The organism is Burkholderia sp. AU45388 (genome assembly GCF_030481585.1).
GTDB classification, from domain to species: domain Bacteria; phylum Pseudomonadota; class Gammaproteobacteria; order Burkholderiales; family Burkholderiaceae; genus Burkholderia; species Burkholderia sola.
This window is the reverse complement of the sequence record NZ_JAUJPV010000001.1, coordinates 565,469-580,778: the sequence shown is the minus strand read 5'-3', so window position 1 is coordinate 580,778 and position 15,310 is coordinate 565,469. Positions and strand designations below refer to the sequence as shown.

14 protein-coding genes and 3 pseudogenes are annotated in these 15,310 nt (G+C 64.7%); 8 read left to right on the top strand and 9 right to left on the bottom strand.

The features are described 5' to 3' along the window. Window positions 1–18: 18 nt before the first annotated feature. Window positions 19–1,131: a PHB depolymerase family esterase gene (locus tag QZM72_RS02655; protein ID WP_089471466.1), complete on the bottom strand. Its 1,113-nt coding sequence runs from the start codon at window positions 1,129–1,131 to the stop codon at window positions 19–21. Between the two features lie 462 nt (window positions 1,132–1,593). Between QZM72_RS02655 and QZM72_RS02650 the strand changes: the two genes are divergently transcribed. Further along, entirely contained in the window at window positions 1,594–2,718 is a 1,125-nt protein-coding gene (locus tag QZM72_RS02650) for a sensor histidine kinase (RefSeq protein WP_301737234.1), read from the top strand. A gap of 35 nt (window positions 2,719–2,753) precedes the next feature. On the opposite strand, the gene QZM72_RS02645 is transcribed toward QZM72_RS02650, so the two are convergent. After that, the gene (locus tag QZM72_RS02645; protein ID WP_306427143.1) at window positions 2,754–2,864 is read right to left on the bottom strand and encodes an SDR family oxidoreductase; all 111 of its coding nucleotides are present in this window, start codon (window positions 2,862–2,864) and stop codon (window positions 2,754–2,756) included. 48 nt (window positions 2,865–2,912) lie between these two features. Here QZM72_RS02645 and QZM72_RS02640 point away from each other — a divergent pair. Next, window positions 2,913–3,042: pseudogene (locus QZM72_RS02640) on the top strand (IS5/IS1182 family transposase); the annotation flags it as partial. A 153-nt stretch (window positions 3,043–3,195) separates the two neighbouring features. On the opposite strand, the gene QZM72_RS02635 reads toward QZM72_RS02640, so the two are convergent. Beyond that, window positions 3,196–3,534 (bottom strand): hypothetical protein, encoded by a 339-nt coding sequence (locus QZM72_RS02635; RefSeq protein ID WP_179233557.1) that lies wholly within the window; start codon window positions 3,532–3,534, stop codon window positions 3,196–3,198. A 246-nt stretch (window positions 3,535–3,780) separates the two neighbouring features. Next, window positions 3,781–4,221 (bottom strand): annotated as a pseudogene (locus QZM72_RS02630) (ABC transporter substrate-binding protein); the annotation flags it as partial. Window positions 4,222–4,389: 168 nt separating this feature from the next. Between QZM72_RS02630 and QZM72_RS02625 the strand changes: the two are divergent. Continuing rightward, window positions 4,390–5,127, top strand: a complete 738-nt coding sequence (locus QZM72_RS02625; protein ID WP_089471464.1) for a transporter substrate-binding domain-containing protein — start codon at window positions 4,390–4,392, stop codon at window positions 5,125–5,127. A gap of 120 nt (window positions 5,128–5,247) precedes the next feature. Here the strand turns inward: QZM72_RS02625 and QZM72_RS02620 are convergent, their stop codons facing one another. Further along, entirely contained in the window at window positions 5,248–6,165 is a 918-nt protein-coding gene (locus tag QZM72_RS02620) for a LysR family transcriptional regulator (RefSeq protein ID WP_089471463.1), read from the bottom strand. A gap of 141 nt (window positions 6,166–6,306) precedes the next feature. Here QZM72_RS02620 and QZM72_RS02615 point away from each other — a divergent pair, with 141 nt between their 5' ends. Continuing rightward, window positions 6,307–7,071, top strand: coding sequence for an SDR family NAD(P)-dependent oxidoreductase (locus tag QZM72_RS02615; protein WP_301737065.1), 765 nt, complete (start codon window positions 6,307–6,309; stop codon window positions 7,069–7,071). Between the two features lie 251 nt (window positions 7,072–7,322). Here QZM72_RS02615 and QZM72_RS02610 read toward each other — a convergent pair whose 3' ends face one another. Further along, window positions 7,323–8,201 carry an SDR family oxidoreductase gene (locus QZM72_RS02610; RefSeq protein ID WP_301737064.1) on the bottom strand — a complete coding sequence of 293 codons (879 nt, stop codon included), beginning with the start codon at window positions 8,199–8,201 and terminating at the stop codon, window positions 7,323–7,325. 198 nt (window positions 8,202–8,399) lie between these two features. Here QZM72_RS02610 and QZM72_RS02605 point away from each other — a divergent pair, with 198 nt between their 5' ends. Further along, window positions 8,400–9,362 carry a GlxA family transcriptional regulator gene (locus QZM72_RS02605; RefSeq protein WP_301737063.1) on the top strand — a complete coding sequence of 321 codons (963 nt, stop codon included), beginning with the start codon at window positions 8,400–8,402 and terminating at the stop codon, window positions 9,360–9,362. 122 nt (window positions 9,363–9,484) lie between these two features. On the opposite strand, the gene QZM72_RS02600 is transcribed toward QZM72_RS02605, so the two are convergent. Next, window positions 9,485–10,417: a LysR family transcriptional regulator gene (locus QZM72_RS02600; RefSeq protein WP_301737233.1), complete on the bottom strand. Its 933-nt coding sequence runs from the start codon at window positions 10,415–10,417 to the stop codon at window positions 9,485–9,487. 208 nt (window positions 10,418–10,625) lie between these two features. On the opposite strand from QZM72_RS02600, the gene QZM72_RS02595 reads away from it, so the two are divergent. From QZM72_RS02595 to QZM72_RS02585, 3 genes are all read left to right on the top strand, one after another. Then, complete coding sequence (locus QZM72_RS02595) at window positions 10,626–11,492, top strand: NmrA family NAD(P)-binding protein (protein ID WP_301737062.1); 867 nt, start codon at window positions 10,626–10,628, stop codon at window positions 11,490–11,492. 322 nt (window positions 11,493–11,814) lie between these two features. Continuing rightward, window positions 11,815–12,120: an MAPEG family protein gene (locus QZM72_RS02590; protein WP_301737061.1), complete on the top strand. Its 306-nt coding sequence runs from the start codon at window positions 11,815–11,817 to the stop codon at window positions 12,118–12,120. A gap of 46 nt (window positions 12,121–12,166) precedes the next feature. After that, window positions 12,167–13,105, top strand: coding sequence for a PLP-dependent cysteine synthase family protein (locus QZM72_RS02585; RefSeq protein ID WP_301737060.1), 939 nt, complete (start codon window positions 12,167–12,169; stop codon window positions 13,103–13,105). Window positions 13,106–13,326: 221 nt separating this feature from the next. Here the strand turns inward: QZM72_RS02585 and QZM72_RS02580 are convergent. Both QZM72_RS02580 and QZM72_RS02575 read right to left on the bottom strand, forming a co-directional pair. Further along, a pseudogene (locus QZM72_RS02580) lies at window positions 13,327–13,395 on the bottom strand (hypothetical protein); the annotation flags it as partial. A 557-nt stretch (window positions 13,396–13,952) separates the two neighbouring features. Next, a complete protein-coding gene (locus QZM72_RS02575; RefSeq protein ID WP_301737059.1) occupies window positions 13,953–15,185 on the bottom strand; it encodes an MFS transporter in 1,233 nt (410 codons plus the stop codon). Between the last annotated feature and the right edge of the window lie 125 nt (window positions 15,186–15,310).

Below are 15,310 nucleotides of genomic sequence, written 5' to 3'. Positions count from 1 at the left end.
CGGAGCGAGCGTCGCGCGTCACGCCACTCGCTTGCGCCGCTGACGGCGAAAGAAATGCCAGAACATCGCGGTCGCGTCCGGGCCGGTGGCGGAATGGAACGGCTCGCCCGGATCGCCGCCGCTCCATGCATGCGGCAGCCCGCGAACGACGCACACCCTGACGACCAGCCGTCCACCCTTCAGATAGTCGACGTAGTCCGCATCGTCGTGCGCGTAGCTGCGTTGCTCGCCGACGCGGATCGCACCGTGTTCGTCGATGAGCCGGTTGAGCCGCGCGAACGCGATGCCGAGCTGCGTCGCGTTCCGGTCGGTCACGACCGTATCGAGCCGGCCATGGACGACGAAGGCCGGCATGCCGGGATAGGACGCGACGTCGGCGCACGCATCGAGCGCGTGGATCGGATCGTCGCGGATGCCGCGGCGCATCAGGTTCATCGCAGCCATCGTCGACGACGGCGGCGCGATGGCCGGCCCGGAGTGCAGGCCGACGGCCGCGAAGCGGTCGGGATACCGGAGCGCCAGCGTCGCGGCGAGCCCGGCGCCGGCTGACATGCCGGCCACGTAGATCCGGTCGCGATCGAAGCCGTGGCGCTGGACGATGGCGTCGACCAGCGACGCGACGGACGCGGCTTCGGACTGGGTCGCATCGCCATGCCAGTGCCAGCACCGGTGCGCGTGGGCCGTCTTGGCCTGTTCGGGAAACAGCACCGCGAACCCCGCCCGCTCCGCGAGGCGGCACATGCGCGTGCCCGCGGCGAACGATTCGGCGGTCTGCTTGCAGCCGTGCAGCATGACGACGGCCGGCATGCCCGCGGTTGTCGCCGGTGCGGCCGGAAGATACAGCGCGTACGCAAGATGGTTCACGAGCCGACCGGCGCTCGGGCCAGCCGAATGAAACGAGCGGAGCCAGGTGCCGGGCGGCCGGGCCGACGGGGCGCGTGCGGAACCTGTCCGTTCGGCGGCGCGGGCTGGGGCGGCCGGTTTGGCGGGCCGTCGAGTGAGCTTGGGCTTGGCGGCGGTATTTTTGGCGGCCGGCCGCGGCTTGCCGGCGCGCTTCTTCGGACGTGCACCGGCCGCGGCGGAAAACAGTTCGAGATGCCGCAACCAGAGGCTGGATTTTTTCCTGGGCATGTTCAATCTCGTGCCGGCGGCCGGCCGTGACGGGAAGAGGCGGCCGATCCCACCGTCGAATGGAAGTCGAACGGGGGCGACGCAAGGTTCATGCTGCCGGTGTCGCGGCAATCGAAAAGTGGCGCGCTGCCGAATGGGAATGACGCGGATCGATTATCGGCGATACTGGCCGCCCAACGTGACGGGCGTGAGAATCGAAGCCCGTTTCGGCCCTTGAAAGACAATGGCGGCCTGGATCCCGGACTTCATTGCCGATTATTTACCTGGCATCGGCTTGCTGTTTTTCACGATCAAATCCATCGGGAATCGTCCGGCCCGCCAGGCCTGGCCGCTGGCCGTACGTCGCCCGTGCAGCCGGAAATGACGACGGTGACGATCCAGTCGTCGGCTAATGCCCTTATTCACGTGATATCGTGCGGTTCGACAGAAGCATCCACCGTTCATTCCGTTGTGAGGGGCGACATGCGTCTTTCTGATTTCATCGTACGGAACATGGAACCGATCCTGGTGCAGTGGGAAGCGTTTGCTGCCACGCTGTTGCCGGCCGCGAGGCATATGACCTCGCACGCGCTACGCGACCACGCACGCGAGATCCTGATCGCCGCCGCCAAGGACATCGCGACCCCGCAGACGAGGGAAGCGCAACACGAAAAATCGCTGGGGCGCGCACGCGAGCCGGAGAACGCGCGCGAGACGGCCGCCCAGACGCATGCCGTTCTGCGCGCCAGACGGGGCTTCGACATCAACCAGTTGGCGGCCGAGTATCGGGCGTTGCGTGCCAGCGTGCTGCGCCTGTGGATCGACGCGTGTCAGCCGTGCCCGCCCGATATGGACGACATGATTCGATTCAACGAAGCGATCGATCAAGCGCTGGCGGAATCCATCGCTTTTTTTACCGAACAGGTCGAACGGGCTCGTAACCTGTTTCTCGGCATGCTGAGCCACGACATGCGCACGCCGCTGCAGACGATCCAGCTCACGGCGTCGTATCTTGGCGCGCTCAATGCGGGTGAGGAGGTGTCGGTGGCTGCCGCTCGGCTGATCAGAAGCGGTAGTCGCATGCAGGGCCTTTTCGATGATCTCTGCGATTTCAATCGAACCCAGCTCGGGCTGGGCATCAACGTCGTTCCTCGCGATATCGATCTCGCGCACGTGCTCGTCAATGTGGTGGACGAGTTGCGGGCCGCTCATCCGGATCGCGAAATTACCGTCGATATGCGTGGGGATCTCCAGGGTGAGTGGGACGACCAGCGAATGCAGCAGTTGCTGAGCAATCTGGTGAGCAATGCCGTCAAGTACGGCGCCCACGATGCGCCGGTGCGGGTGATGGCTGCGGCGACCGGCGCCGAAGTGGTCGTCGAGGTCGGCAACAGCGGGCCGGCGATCGATCCGCGCACGCTCGACCGCATTTTCGATCCGCTCGAGCGCGGGGAGGAGGATCGGTCGCGAAGGACGGGCGACGATGCTGGCCTGGGGCTCGGGCTGTTTATCGCCAACGAAATCGCCAAGGCGCATCGCGGCCGGATTGACGCTCGGTCCGATCAGGCGGAAACCGTTTTTGCGGTGCGGTTGCCGAAAGGCGGGTGAAAGGGGAGTGGCCCGCGGCCGGCGTCGCGCGTGCGCTAGACCGGCGCATACCCGCCATCGGCGAACAATTCGCTGCCCGTCATGAAGTTGCTCTCATCTGACGCAAGAAACAGGGCCGCGGCGGCGATTTCGTCCATTTTTCTCAAACGTCGATGGGAATTCGTGCACTGAGTTACGGAGCAACGGACACGTGCTGGGTCGTTGAGCGTGCGTATGCCCGACTACATCATTTCCGCCGCCTCCACATTCGTTTCGGGCGCCGTGCCGATGTTCATGGCGCATTCCTCAAACTGAGGTGCCGCCTGATCCTGGAATACCTTCCAGCCTGTCCAGCAACCTTTTCGAAAACCACTATCGAGAATACGTGCCGCCGCCACATCCGGGACGGTTCAATTGGGACATCTTCAGGCGTATCGCTTGCTTTTTCCCACCTGCCTCCAGAGCGCTTCGATATCGATTGGCAAGAATTTACAAAAATCAAGATTTCTTTGGAAAAAATTTTCGGATCATTTCGGCGAAAATCGCACGGTCGGAAGTGTGCGCGCACATGGATTGCCAAAAATTTTTAAAATGAGGTTTCCAGTGAAATCCACAAACACCAGCCTTACGGAACGCCGAGTGTGCAGCATATTGTTGGGATTTCATGCATCGGTTTTCACTGCGGTGGCCATACACTTCTTTTTCCATACGCCAAATGGGCAGTTCGCAACGTTCGTCACGGCATTCACGCTCGCTTACAGCATTATCGCCTTGGCTTGCTTTCTGATATATAGATATCGCCAGTGACAATTGCGCACCAATGGCCGTGGTTTGCAATTACTTTCGATGGCCGGCGAGGTTGCCAATCTTCGCGTGTTCGATGCCTGGTCTTTTTCATTCACCATCCGTTGAAATCCTGAGTACGAAGCCGCGATTTATTTTTTATCGGCGATAAGTCATAACCCAATCCCATTGCGAACGGGAAAGACGGCATGCGCCCCGGCCGCATATCCGAGATTGCTCTACCAGAACGTCTGCTCTTGGCTGTGGTCACTGACGCCACCTTCTTTCCGAGCCGGCAACGGCTCGCGCATTGCGCGTCGAGCCGTAGATCGAATCGAGCCCGTCGCCCTTGCGGAACGCACGCTGCGCGGCCGCTTCATCGAGCAGGTGCGTGCCCTTCAGCAGCGGCAGGTACTGCGCCGGCGCGACGGTGATCGCATCGCAGATCAATCCCGGCGCATCGGCCGACGTAAAGATCGCGTGTGCGCCCGGCGCGCGCTTCAACGCCTCGCCCGCATTCGGTTGCCACGCAGCCACCGCCGCGATGTCGGCCGACGAACCGAGCACCTGCGGCAGCTCGTTGGTATTCGCATTCGCGAGCGTGACGTCGCCGTCCTTGAGCCCATGCTTCTGCAACGCGGTTTCGAGCAGCAGATGATCGACGAGGTCGAGCTCGACGCCGACCTTCTTGCCCTTCAGCGCCTCGACGGTGCGCAGCGGCGGCTTCGCGACGATCATGTCGTACCGGATTTCCGGTGCTCAAGTGGACGACTTCACTGACGCTTGCACCAAAATGATGTCGCCAACCGGCTTACACCCGGATTAATTTTGTCCACGCTTAGTGGACCTCGACTTCCCACGGTAAGCTGACGAATTCCTGATCGATTCTTCGGCTTGCGAGAGAAAGCGATGAAGGTGACGATTGCGTACATCGAAGAACCGCCATTCGGCTGGACCGAAGCGGAGGGCACCGCTACCGGCGCCGATCTCGAACTCGCGGCGATGATCCTCCGGCAGATCGGCGTCACCCGGATCGAGTATTGCGCGACGACGTTCGGCGAATTGCTGCCCGGCGTCGCATCAGGTCACTGGGACATGAACGTGCCGCTCTTCGTGACGCCGCAGCGAGCCCATACCGTCGCGTTCAGCGTGCCGGTGTGGGGCATCGAAGACGGTTTTCTGGTTCGTCCCGGCAACCCGAAGGCGCTCAGGAGCTATGCGTCGATCGCCGAACGTCCCGATACGCGCCTCGGCATCATTGCCGGGCAGGTCCAGCATGATTCCGCGATGGCGTCGGGCGTGAGCCGGCGGCAAATCGTCGTCTTCGAACAGCAGGCCGACGCGATCGCGGCCGTGCTCTCCGGCGTGATCGACGCCTATGCGAGCACCGCGTTGGGGAATCGAATCGTGGCGGGCCGGATAGGCAGCGCGCTGATCGAGGCCGTCGCGCACGAGTCGGATGTCGACGGCGAACAGCGGACGCCCCCGCTGGGCGCGTTTTCGTTCAGCCGAGAAAACCGCAGTCTTCTCGACGCGTTCGATCGGGGACTTCGTGCCTATCTCGGCTCGCCGGACCATCGCGCTCGCATGGCGAGATTCGGGCTGACCGCGCGCGAGATCGATCCGGCCGTCTTGCACGCAGGGTAGGCCGACACTCGCCATGAGGGGGCATGCCCGTGCGTCGCCGTTCGGGCGTCGGACGTGCCCGGCATCGGATGACAGGGCGTGATGGGGCAGCGGGGTTCGACTCGACCATCCACCGGAACGTTACTTTGGCCATCGCCACACTGGATCACCCAGATGTTCGGCGAAGTAGTCGGATAACGCCGTCACCTTCGCGGGCCGTGCCCGCGCCGACGGCGTAACGAAATAAAGGCCGCCCTGGGTCAGCGACCAGTCGGTGAGGATCGCTTCAAGACGGCCATCGGCCAGATATTCGTAGGCGATGAACTCCGGCAGCTCGGCGATCGCCAGGCCATCGAGCAGCGTCGGCAACAGCGCATCGGCGTTGGTGACGCGCAGCGGGCCCGTCGGCATGACCGGCTCCTCGTCGCCTGCGTCGTTCGTGAAGCGCCAGACGGCACTCCGCGCGCGATACGCGTACGACAGACAAGGGCGATCGGCCAGCTCGCTCGGATGCGTGGGGCGCCCTTCGCGCGTTAGATATGCCGGCGCCGCCACCACGAATTGCGTGACCGCGCACAGCCGACGCGCGACCAGCGACGAATCCGGCAGCGCGGCGATCCGCAACGCCGCGTCGAATCCGTCGGCGATCAGATCGACCGACGCATCCGATAAATGCAGGTCGATCGACACTTCCGGATACGCGCGAAAGAAGCCCGGCAGCAGCGGCGCGACCCAACGCAGCCCGAACGACATCGGCACGGCCAGCCGCACCAGCCCGCGCGGCTGCACCGACATTTCGCGCGCCGAGCTTTCCGCCTCCTCGGCCTGGCGATAGATCTCGCCGGCTTTCTCGCTGATCGTCCGGCCGAACTCGGTCAGCGACAGCTGGCGCGACGTGCGGTTGAACAGCCGCGCGCCGAGCCGCTCCTCCAGACGCGCCACGCCGCGCGAGACGGTGGCGACCGACACCCCGGTCGCGCGCGCCGCGGCGGCAAACGACCCGTGCTCGGCCACTTTCGCGAACATCGCGAGCCCTTCGAAATCAGGTAGGTGCGCCATTTCCTTTCGTCTTTGCATTTATGCAACGTTTGTTTGCGATTGATTCTATTTCGAAATGATCGGGCCGTCGATATTCTCCTCACATCGCAGCACGTCACATCCGACCGAAACACACACTGATCCAATGAAAGGAGCAATACGATGGCACGCAAACTCGACAACAAGATCGCACTCGTCACCGGCGCAACCAGCGGCATCGGCCTGGCCACCGCCCAACGCTTCGCGGCCGACGGAGCGCACGTCTATCTGACGGGCCGCCGACGGGCCGAACTCGATGCGGCCGTGGAAGGGATTCGCGCGGCCGGCGGCAACGCGACCGGCGTGCGTTCCGATTCCACGAAGCTCGACGAACTCGACGCGCTGTATGCGCAAATCAAGGAAGAACAGGGGCGCCTGGACGTGTTGTTCGTGAACGCCGGCGGCGGTTCGATGCTGCCGCTGGGCAGCATCACCGAAGCGCACTACGACGACACCTTCGATCGCAACGTCAAGGGCGTGCTGTTCACCGTGCAGAAGGCGCTGCCGCTGCTCGCCGATGGCGCATCGGTGATTCTCACGGGCTCGACGGCGGGTAGCGCCGGCACCGCGGCGTTCAGCGTGTACTCGGCTTCGAAGGCGGCGGTGCGTGCGTTTGCGCGCAGCTGGATTCTCGACCTCAAGGAACGCCGCATCCGCGTGAACACGATCAGCCCGGGCGCGACCCGCACGCCCGGCCTGCTCGATCTCGCGGGTGACGATGCGGCTCAGCGGCAGGGGCTGGCCGATTATCTGGCCGCGCAGATTCCGATGGGGCGCCTCGGCGAGCCGGGCGAGATCGCGAGCGCGGCGCTGTTCCTGGCGTCCGACGACGCGAGCTTCGTGAACGGCATCGAATTGTTCGTCGATGGCGGCCAGCAGCAGATCTGAGTTTGGGGGATCGACGGCGACGTCGTAGACGCGTTCGCGTCGATCGGTTTCAGTGCATGCAGGAGCGTGTGGGGGCCTGTTGTCGTGGTGCCGGGGATCGTGGTCGGCGGTAACGCGCCGCCGGGATCGACTGGTGGTTGCCGGCCATCGGCGGCCATTGACCTTCGACGGGTTTGCGACCGCCCGCTGACGCGAAGCGGACGGTGGTGCAGCGCGTCGGACCTGCGTGGGGTTCTGCCGCGAACGTATCTTCAAGCCGCCGCGGGCCGTCCTTGCGGCTCGGCGAGATGCGCCAGCCCGAGGCTCTCCAGTGTCTGCGCCTGGACCGCCGCGGCTTGAGCGTTGAGCGCGTCGGCGCCGAATGACTGACCGACGACCCAACGTGCGGGCCGCGTGCCCTGCGCTCGTCCGACGAGTTGCACGATGGCGTCGGCGACGTCGTGCGGGTCCGGCGCGTGGTCGCTCGCGAACAACGCCATCAACGTCTCGACCATCTTGTCCGGAATCGCACCGGCTTCACCGTAGCCGGGCACGCGCGCGGCGTCGGCGGGCCGCTGCGCGCTGGCGAAGATACTCGTCGGATAGTTGCTGGGTTGAACGAGAACGACGTCGATGCCCAACGTCGACAATTCATAGCGGTAGCTGTCGGTCAACGCTTCGATCGCGAACTTCGATGCGCCATAGAGACCGAAGAACGGAAACGTCACGCGGCCGAGTATCGAGCCGATGTTCACGATCAGGCCTTCGCCCTGTTTCCTGAAGGTCGGCAGCACCGCTCTCGACGTTCGCTGGATACCGAATACGTTCACGTCGAAGAGGGCCTGCACCTGCGTCGTCGTGAACGCCTCGGAAACGCCGGCCGACCCGATACCTGCGTTGTTCACGAGGACGTCCAGACGCCCGGCATGTTCCAGCACGGAAGCGACGCCGCGCTCGACGGACGCATCGTCCGTCACGTCGAGTTCGACGACATGCACGCCGCTCGCCCCGAGCGCATCGGCATGCGGCTGGTTGCGGCCGGCGACGTCACGCATCGACGCGAATACCCGGTGCCCGGCACGCGAGAGCGTTTCCGCCGTGTCGCGACCGAAGCCGCTGCTGGCGCCGGTGATCAGAATGGTTCTGGACATGTTGAGTGTTTCCCAGCCAATGAGATTAGAGGACCGCATCCGCCTCCGTACGTGCAGGTCCCGATGCGGTTGAGACGAAACGTGCGACGTAATTGAAAACCCACGCGGCTCCTGCCTTCACCGTGTTGCGATGCAGTCTAGGCTCTGCCCCGAAACCGGGCTATAGTCGTAAATGACATTAATAGCGGCATTTACGACATGAGATTGACGATCCTCGCCCTCGAGGGCCTGTTCGACACCGGGCTGACGGTGCTGCTGGATACCTTCGCGATGGCCAACGAACTGGCCGCTGCGCAGGGCTTCGCCGCACCGCCCTTCGAGGTAACAGTGGCTGGCGTGCGCAAACACATTCGTACCGCGCATGGATTGTCGATGCGGGTGGAACCGGCAAGCAGCGTACGCCACGCGGACTGGGTGGCCGTGCCCGCGCCCGGTATCAGGGAACCGGAGCGCCTGATCGAGGCGCTGCAGCGTCGGGACGTGTGCGATGCGATGGCGCACCTTCGTGCGTGGCATGCCGAGGGCGTCGGCGTCGCCGCCGCTTGTATCGGTACGTTTTTGCTGGCCGAAGCCGGGCTGCTGGATCATCGCGAGGCGACGACCACGTGGTCGCTGTCGCCTTTTTTCCGTCAACGTTATCCGGCGGTCGGTCTGAACGATTCGCGCATGGTCGTCGCCGCGGATCGCGTGGTCACGGCAGGATCGGCGATGGGCCATCTCGACCTTGCGCTGTGGTTGCTGCGTCAGGCCAGTCCCGAACTGGCCACGCTCGTGGCCCGCTTCATGCTGATCGACAAGCGTTCGTCGCAGGCCGAATACATCATTCCGGATTACCTCGCACACGCCGATCCATTGATCGCGCGATTCGAGCGCTGGGCCCGCGAGAATCTTGCCCTCGGTTTCTCGCTTCAGACCGCGGCAGCCGCGCTCGCCGTCGGACCACGCACGTTGCAGCGCCGTACCGAGGCGGTGCTCGGGAAGTCGCCCTTGGCGTTCTTCCAGGATCTCCGAATCGAACGGGCGCAGAACCTCGTGTCGATGGGGTACGACCTGGAGACGATCGCGAGCGAGGTGGGCTACGCGGATTCGGCGACGTTGCGGGCGTTGTTGCGTCGCAGGCTCGGCCGAGGCGTGCGCGCATTGCGCGCCGACAATCGCTAGCGAAGCGGTGGCGCCCCCGGTACGGATCGGCATGGCTTCGCCAATGGCGAGAGCGTCGGCCTCGAAGAAAATCGTCGCCGCGCATGCCGGAGCAAGGTTCCGTGGGCGCCGCCGGAACAACACTAGCGCGCGCCGCGGCCCCCGTGACTGCCCGTCAGTTCGACCATGAAATCCAGGAACGCGCGGGTCTTCGCCGGCACGTGATGCCGCGATGGGTAGTACGCGTATAACGGATACCGCTCGTCGGCCCATTCGGGAAAGAGGTTGATCAGCCGGCCGTCGGCGATCAGCGGCTCGGCGCCGAGCAGCAGCATCTGCGCAATGCCGGAACCGGCGAGGCACGCATTGAGCAGCGCGCCCGGATCGTTGACCGTCAGGCGTCCGCGGGTGTCGACCACGATGCGTTTGCGTCGCCGATGGAATTCCCACGTGAACGGCTTGCCCGTCTCCGGATTGCGAAATTCCAGGCAGCGGTGGCTGCGGTTTTCGAGGTCCTGGGGCTGGGCCGGCCGTCCCCGGCGCGCGATGTACGAGAGCGCCGCGACCGTCACGACGCCGGTATCGAGGAGCTTTCTCGCGATCAGGCTGGATGCCCGCGGTTCGCCGAATCGCACGGCGAGGTCGAAGCCGTCCATCACGAGATCGCCCAGGCTGTCTCGCGCGATGAGTTCGATTTCGAGATCGGGATGCGCGTCCATGAACGCATCGAGCCGCGGCCCGAGAATGGCCCGGTAGACGACCGGATCCAGATTGATTCTCAGCTTGCCGCGCACGGCGGAGACGCCGCCCGCCGCCGCCGCCGCGGCTTCCTCCAGCCCGGCGAGATGGGGCATGACCTGCTCGTAAAAGCGGCGGCCTTCTTCCGTCAGCGATACCGATCGCGTCGTGCGGTTGAAAAGCCGGATGTTCAGCTTTCTTTCCAGCCGTGCAATCGCCCGACTGACGCCCGGCGGCGTCATGCCGATGACGTCGGCGGCCGCCGAGAACGTGCCGGCATCGACGACGGCGGCGAACACGCTGATGCTGCCGGACAGCTTCTCGCTACTGGATCTCATGGAGGTTCGAGTGAATACGGGTGGCGGATCGTGCGGCGCACTGAAGGCCGGCACGCCAACGCCGCACAGCGTAGCCATGCCGGGCGTCCGTGTCGATCATGCCGAATTGATGACGCGTTGTCACTTATCTGATGCCATCCATGTCGTTTTGTTTTGGTCGGCGTTTGCCCAGAATGCGACCCACGTATTCACACATGGAGAACGAACAATGTATGCAATCACCGGAATCACCGGCCAGGTCGGCGGCGCACTGGCGCGCGAACTGTTGGCCTCGGGTCGGTCGGTGCGCGCGGTGGCGCGCGATGCGACGCGGGCAGCGGCGTGGGCGGAGCGCGGGTGTGAGATCGCGACCGCGTTCATGGAAGACCCTTCGTCGCTCGCCGCCGCGTTCGCCGGCGCGACGGGCGTTTTCATCCTGCTGCCGCCTGTGTTCGATCCGGCGCCCGGGTTTCCCGAAACGCGGAAGGTGATCGAGGCCGTATCCGCCGCGCTGCTGAAGGCGCGCCCCGAAAAGGTCGTATGCCTGTCGACGATCGGCGCGCAGGCCGACGAGCCCAATCTGCTCACGCAACTCGCGCTGATGGAGCAGGCGTTGCGCGAGATGCCGATGCCGGTGACGTTCCTGCGGCCCGGCTGGTTCATGGAGAACGCCGCGTGGGACGTCGCGTCCGCGCGCGACGCGGGCGTCGTCGCCAGTTACCTGCAGCCGCTCGACAAGCCCGTGCCGATGGTTGCCACCGCGGACGTGGGCCGCGTCGCGGCGGAACTGCTCCAGCAGACGTGGAGCGGGGTGCGTGTCGTCGAGCTCGAAGGCCCGCGACGCGTGAGCCCCAACGATCTCGCGCAGGCCTTCGCTCGTGTTTTGAGCCGGGACGTGCGCGCGGAAGCCGTCGACCGGCGAACGTGGGAAGCGCTGTTTCGCGCGCAGGGCATGAAGCATCCGCTCTCGCGCATGCGCATGCTGGACGGTTTCAACGAAGGCTGGATCGATTTCGAAAGCGGTCCTGACGAAATCTTGCGCGGTCGTGTCGCGCTGGACGCGGTTCTGGGCGAGCTGGTGTCGCGTACGGTCTGATTGAATGCGGTGGGCGACGCGTGGCGCGCTTGCGCCGCGCCCGCCCATGCATCGGATTTTCGGTCAGACGAATAGTGGTTTTCCTGTCGAAGTGATGTCGTGAATGTCGCCATTAATGTCATTTATGACTATGGCGAGCGGCCTCGTCCCGAGGCTAGACTGCGAAGCATTTCCGGCATCCGCAGCGCTCTCCTGCACCTCAGTCCGATAGAGGCCAATCCGATGACATTTTTCCAGAACTTCACCTGCTGACGCTGACCGCGATCGCGACGCTGCTGATGTGGATCCCCTACATGCGGCGAGAATCGTCACGCGTGGCCTGATGGCGGCCTTGAGCAATCCCGATCCGTCCCATCCGCCCGATCCGCCGTGGGCGGAGCGCGCACGGCGCGCGCATGCGAACGCAATCGAGAATCTCGCCGTGTTCGCGCCGCTCGTATTGATGTGCGCAATGACGGGTGCGAGCAGCCCGGCGACGGTGTTCTCGGCGAGGCTTTATCTGGGGGCGCGGCTGTTTCACTACGTCGTCTACGCCGCGGGCATTCCGGTTGTTCGCACGCTCGCTTTCCTGACCGGCTTCGCGGCGACGCTCGCGTTCGCTGGCGCGCTGCTCGGCCATGCGAGCTGACTGGTACCTGCCTGGTCTTGCCCGTTCGCTTACTTCAGAGGTCCATATGAAATCGACTCCCGGCAGCATCCTCGACACGATCGGCAACACGTCGCTCGTACCGCTACGACACGTTGTCCCGAAGAACGGCGCACGCCTGTTCGTCAAGCTCGAAAGTCAGAATCCGACCGGCAGCATGAAAGACCGGATCGCGCTCGCGATGATCGAAGCGCCCGAGCGCGATGGGCGTTTGAAGCCCGGCGGCGCGGTGGTCGAATACACGGGCGGCAGCACGGGCGTGTCGCTCGCGCTGGTGTGCGCCGTCAAGCGGCATCCGCTGCATCTGGTTTCATCGGATGCGTTCTCGAAGGAGAAGCTGGATCACATGCGCCTGCTTGGCGCGAAGCTGACGCTCGTCCCGAGCGACGGCGGCAAGCAAACCGAGAAGCTGACGAAGGACATGATTCGCGAAGCGCATCGGATTGCCGGCGAGACGGGCGCATACATCACCGCGCAGATGGAAAACACCGATCAGCTCGACGCCTATACGAAGATGGCCGACGAGATCTGGGAGCAGACCGGCGGCCGTCTCGACGGTTTCGTCCAGAGCATCGGCACGGCTGCGTCGCTGCGCGGGATTTCGCGGCGCTTGCGCGAGCATGACGCACGCATCCGGATCGCCGGGGTCGAGCCGGCCGAATCGGCGGTGCTGTCGGGGGGGCCGACCGGGGCGCACAAGATCGACGGAATCGGCGCGGGCTATGTCGTGCCGCTCTGGCGGGACGGCATCGCCGATGAGCTCGAGCGCGTCTCCACGGAGGACGCGAGAGCCATGGCGTTCCGGTTGGCCGCAGAGGAGGGGCTGTTCTGCGGTACGTCGACCGGCGCCAACGTAACCGGCGCCTTGCGACTCGCCGAACGGCTCGGCCCGGACGCCACGATCGTGACGATCATGTGCGACACGGGCATGAAGTATTTGAAGTCGTTCGCGCAAACGATCGGCTGATGGCCGGGAAGGGCTGGCTTCCCCGTTTGGGGCCGACATCCGTCGATGTGACTCAGGCCATGGACGGATCCGTCATGCCGGGGGCCCCGGTCTCGACATATCCGGCAAACTGGCGCAGAAAGCGTGCATCGGCGTCGCACGTGATGCCGATGTCGTACCCGCTTGCTGGCCGCGAGGGGCCACGGAACCTGTACCGACCGTCCGGCCTGCACGGTCATGGACTGTGCTGCGACCTCGTAGCGATTGGCCGTGATCGAGCATGTCACGACGGATTTTCCGCTATGGGTCAGGTTGATCTCCAGGTCGCCTTGGGTGACTTCGTAGCAGACCGTCGCTTTCTGTGTACTCGCATTCGAGCCGGAAGAGGATGCGCCGTACGAAGCCGCAAGACGCCCGGCCAGCAGCCGCCACCCGCGACGGATTCGAACGATCCCTCAATCGATCGAGGCGGCCAGCGAGAACCCGGGGGCGGGGTGTCGCCTCATTTCGGCCAGGAAGCGACGGTCATTCGCCGCTTTGTTCACGAGTCTGAACCATCGACGACAGCGCGCACGTCTGCCCAAGTATTGCCGTTGGAAACGGTTGCGGGGTGATGTAGTGCGGCGTCACCGGATTGGTACGCACCTTGCCTTGACTCGCCTACCCGGCACGGTAGACCTCGCCTTCATCGCCGCGGATGGCAGCTCGCCATTCATCCCGCGAGATGGACGGATCATGTTCGATGTGCAGTCGATAAGCCATGGCGGAAACCGGAACGGTAGGGAGAGGATTACGCTAACACGAATGACGGGTTCGGAAAGAACGGGGCGATCGCACTGACCGCCGAGCCGTCGTTGCCCGCCGCAACTCACCGCCCGTCCACCGCCCGCGCCGGAACCGCTGCCACCCCCAAATTCGCGCCACCAATTTTCGGCAACCACGCAAACGCGATCATGACCAGCGTGACGCCCACGACGAGCATCGGCGCCACCATCGGCCACGCCCCCGACTGATAGCGCGGTTCGGTGAAAACCGCCGCCGTCTGTCCCACGCTGAAAGCGAAGAACATCATGATGAAGCCGGACCACGATACCGCGCGGCCGGCAAGATGAGGCAGCCCGCTGACCGCGCCAGCCTGCCCGCACGGCTGATGGATCCCGTGGCCGAGGCAATACACGCCATGCCCGACGAGCAGCGGCCAGATGCTGCCGGGAAAGAGCGCACACCCCAATGCCTGGATCACCGCCCCCGAAAGGCTCAACGTCGCGCCTTGGCGCACCGTTCGCAGCATGCTTTGACGTCGCAGCAACTGCCGGCAACCAAAGGTACTCAGGACATAGACGAGCGTCCCGCTCGCCGGGATCCAGCCGTATCGCTCGGGCGAGATGCCGAGCTGCCGGATGTAGATCGTCGGAGAAAGCAGCAGAAAACAGAACATGCCGGCGTACGTCGACGCGGCCAGCAGCGTCCATACCCTGAACGGGGCATTGCCGAATATCTCGCGCACGTCCCCGGTCGAGTTCCGGCGCGGCGCGATTCTGGCGGCGCTTTCCTCGAAGCCGTACCAGCACATGACCAGCAAGCCGAACGCATAGAGGCTCATCCCCGCGAGTACCCATCGCCAGCCGGCGTGCTGCGTGACATAGGCACCGACGATCGGGGCGAGGAACGCCATCATCCCCATTCCCATGAAACCGCGCGCCATCACGTACGGGCCGTCGCCCGCCGAATACCGGTCGCGCACCGTCGCACGGGCGCATACCAGGATCGCGGCCATGGCGAAGCCCTGCATCGCCCGCGCCGCCACCAGTATCGCGGCCGTTGACGCAAGTGCTGCCGCCAATGCACTCAGCGCATAGAGCGCCAGACCGGTCAACAAGACGGGACGACGGCCGATTCGGTCGGAAAGACCGCCCATCGGCAACTGTCCGACACCGAATATCAGCGCGAAAACGGTGAGGCTGACGCTCGCGGAGCCCAGCGTCGCGGCGATTTCAGGCAGCGCCGGCAGGTAACTGTCGGTCGCCACCGGCTGGGCCGCCAGCAGCAGCGGCAACATGAGCGCGAAGTTCAGGCGCGCGGGGCGCGTGGTGTCCGGCATGACGGTGTTCGGCACGGTCTCGGGCGTGGGAGGGGGGCGGCGGCAAGACAACGGCGCTCGGCGCGGCGCGTTCGTATGGACGCGTCGAGTCTATCCGATCGCGCCTGCCGCTCTTGTCGCGCTCG

What these genes read in the sequence shown, in the direction of transcription:
- QZM72_RS02655 (WP_089471466.1), bottom strand. Translation starts at nt 1,131, where the DNA reads ATGCCCAGGAAAAAATCCAGCCTCTGGTTGCGGCATCTCGAACTGTTT.
- QZM72_RS02650 (WP_301737234.1), top strand. Translation starts at nt 1,594, where the DNA reads ATGCGTCTTTCTGATTTCATCGTACGGAACATGGAACCGATCCTGGTG.
- QZM72_RS02625 (WP_089471464.1), top strand. Translation starts at nt 4,390, where the DNA reads ATGAAGGTGACGATTGCGTACATCGAAGAACCGCCATTCGGCTGGACC.
- QZM72_RS02620 (WP_089471463.1), bottom strand. Translation starts at nt 6,165, where the DNA reads ATGGCGCACCTACCTGATTTCGAAGGGCTCGCGATGTTCGCGAAAGTG.
- QZM72_RS02615 (WP_301737065.1), top strand. Translation starts at nt 6,307, where the DNA reads ATGGCACGCAAACTCGACAACAAGATCGCACTCGTCACCGGCGCAACC.
- QZM72_RS02610 (WP_301737064.1), bottom strand. Translation starts at nt 8,201, where the DNA reads ATGTCCAGAACCATTCTGATCACCGGCGCCAGCAGCGGCTTCGGTCGC.
- QZM72_RS02605 (WP_301737063.1), top strand. Translation starts at nt 8,400, where the DNA reads ATGAGATTGACGATCCTCGCCCTCGAGGGCCTGTTCGACACCGGGCTG.
- QZM72_RS02600 (WP_301737233.1), bottom strand. Translation starts at nt 10,417, where the DNA reads ATGAGATCCAGTAGCGAGAAGCTGTCCGGCAGCATCAGCGTGTTCGCC.
- QZM72_RS02595 (WP_301737062.1), top strand. Translation starts at nt 10,626, where the DNA reads ATGTATGCAATCACCGGAATCACCGGCCAGGTCGGCGGCGCACTGGCG.
- QZM72_RS02590 (WP_301737061.1), top strand. Translation starts at nt 11,815, where the DNA reads ATGGCGGCCTTGAGCAATCCCGATCCGTCCCATCCGCCCGATCCGCCG.
- QZM72_RS02585 (WP_301737060.1), top strand. Translation starts at nt 12,167, where the DNA reads ATGAAATCGACTCCCGGCAGCATCCTCGACACGATCGGCAACACGTCG.
- QZM72_RS02575 (WP_301737059.1), bottom strand. Translation starts at nt 15,185, where the DNA reads ATGCCGGACACCACGCGCCCCGCGCGCCTGAACTTCGCGCTCATGTTG.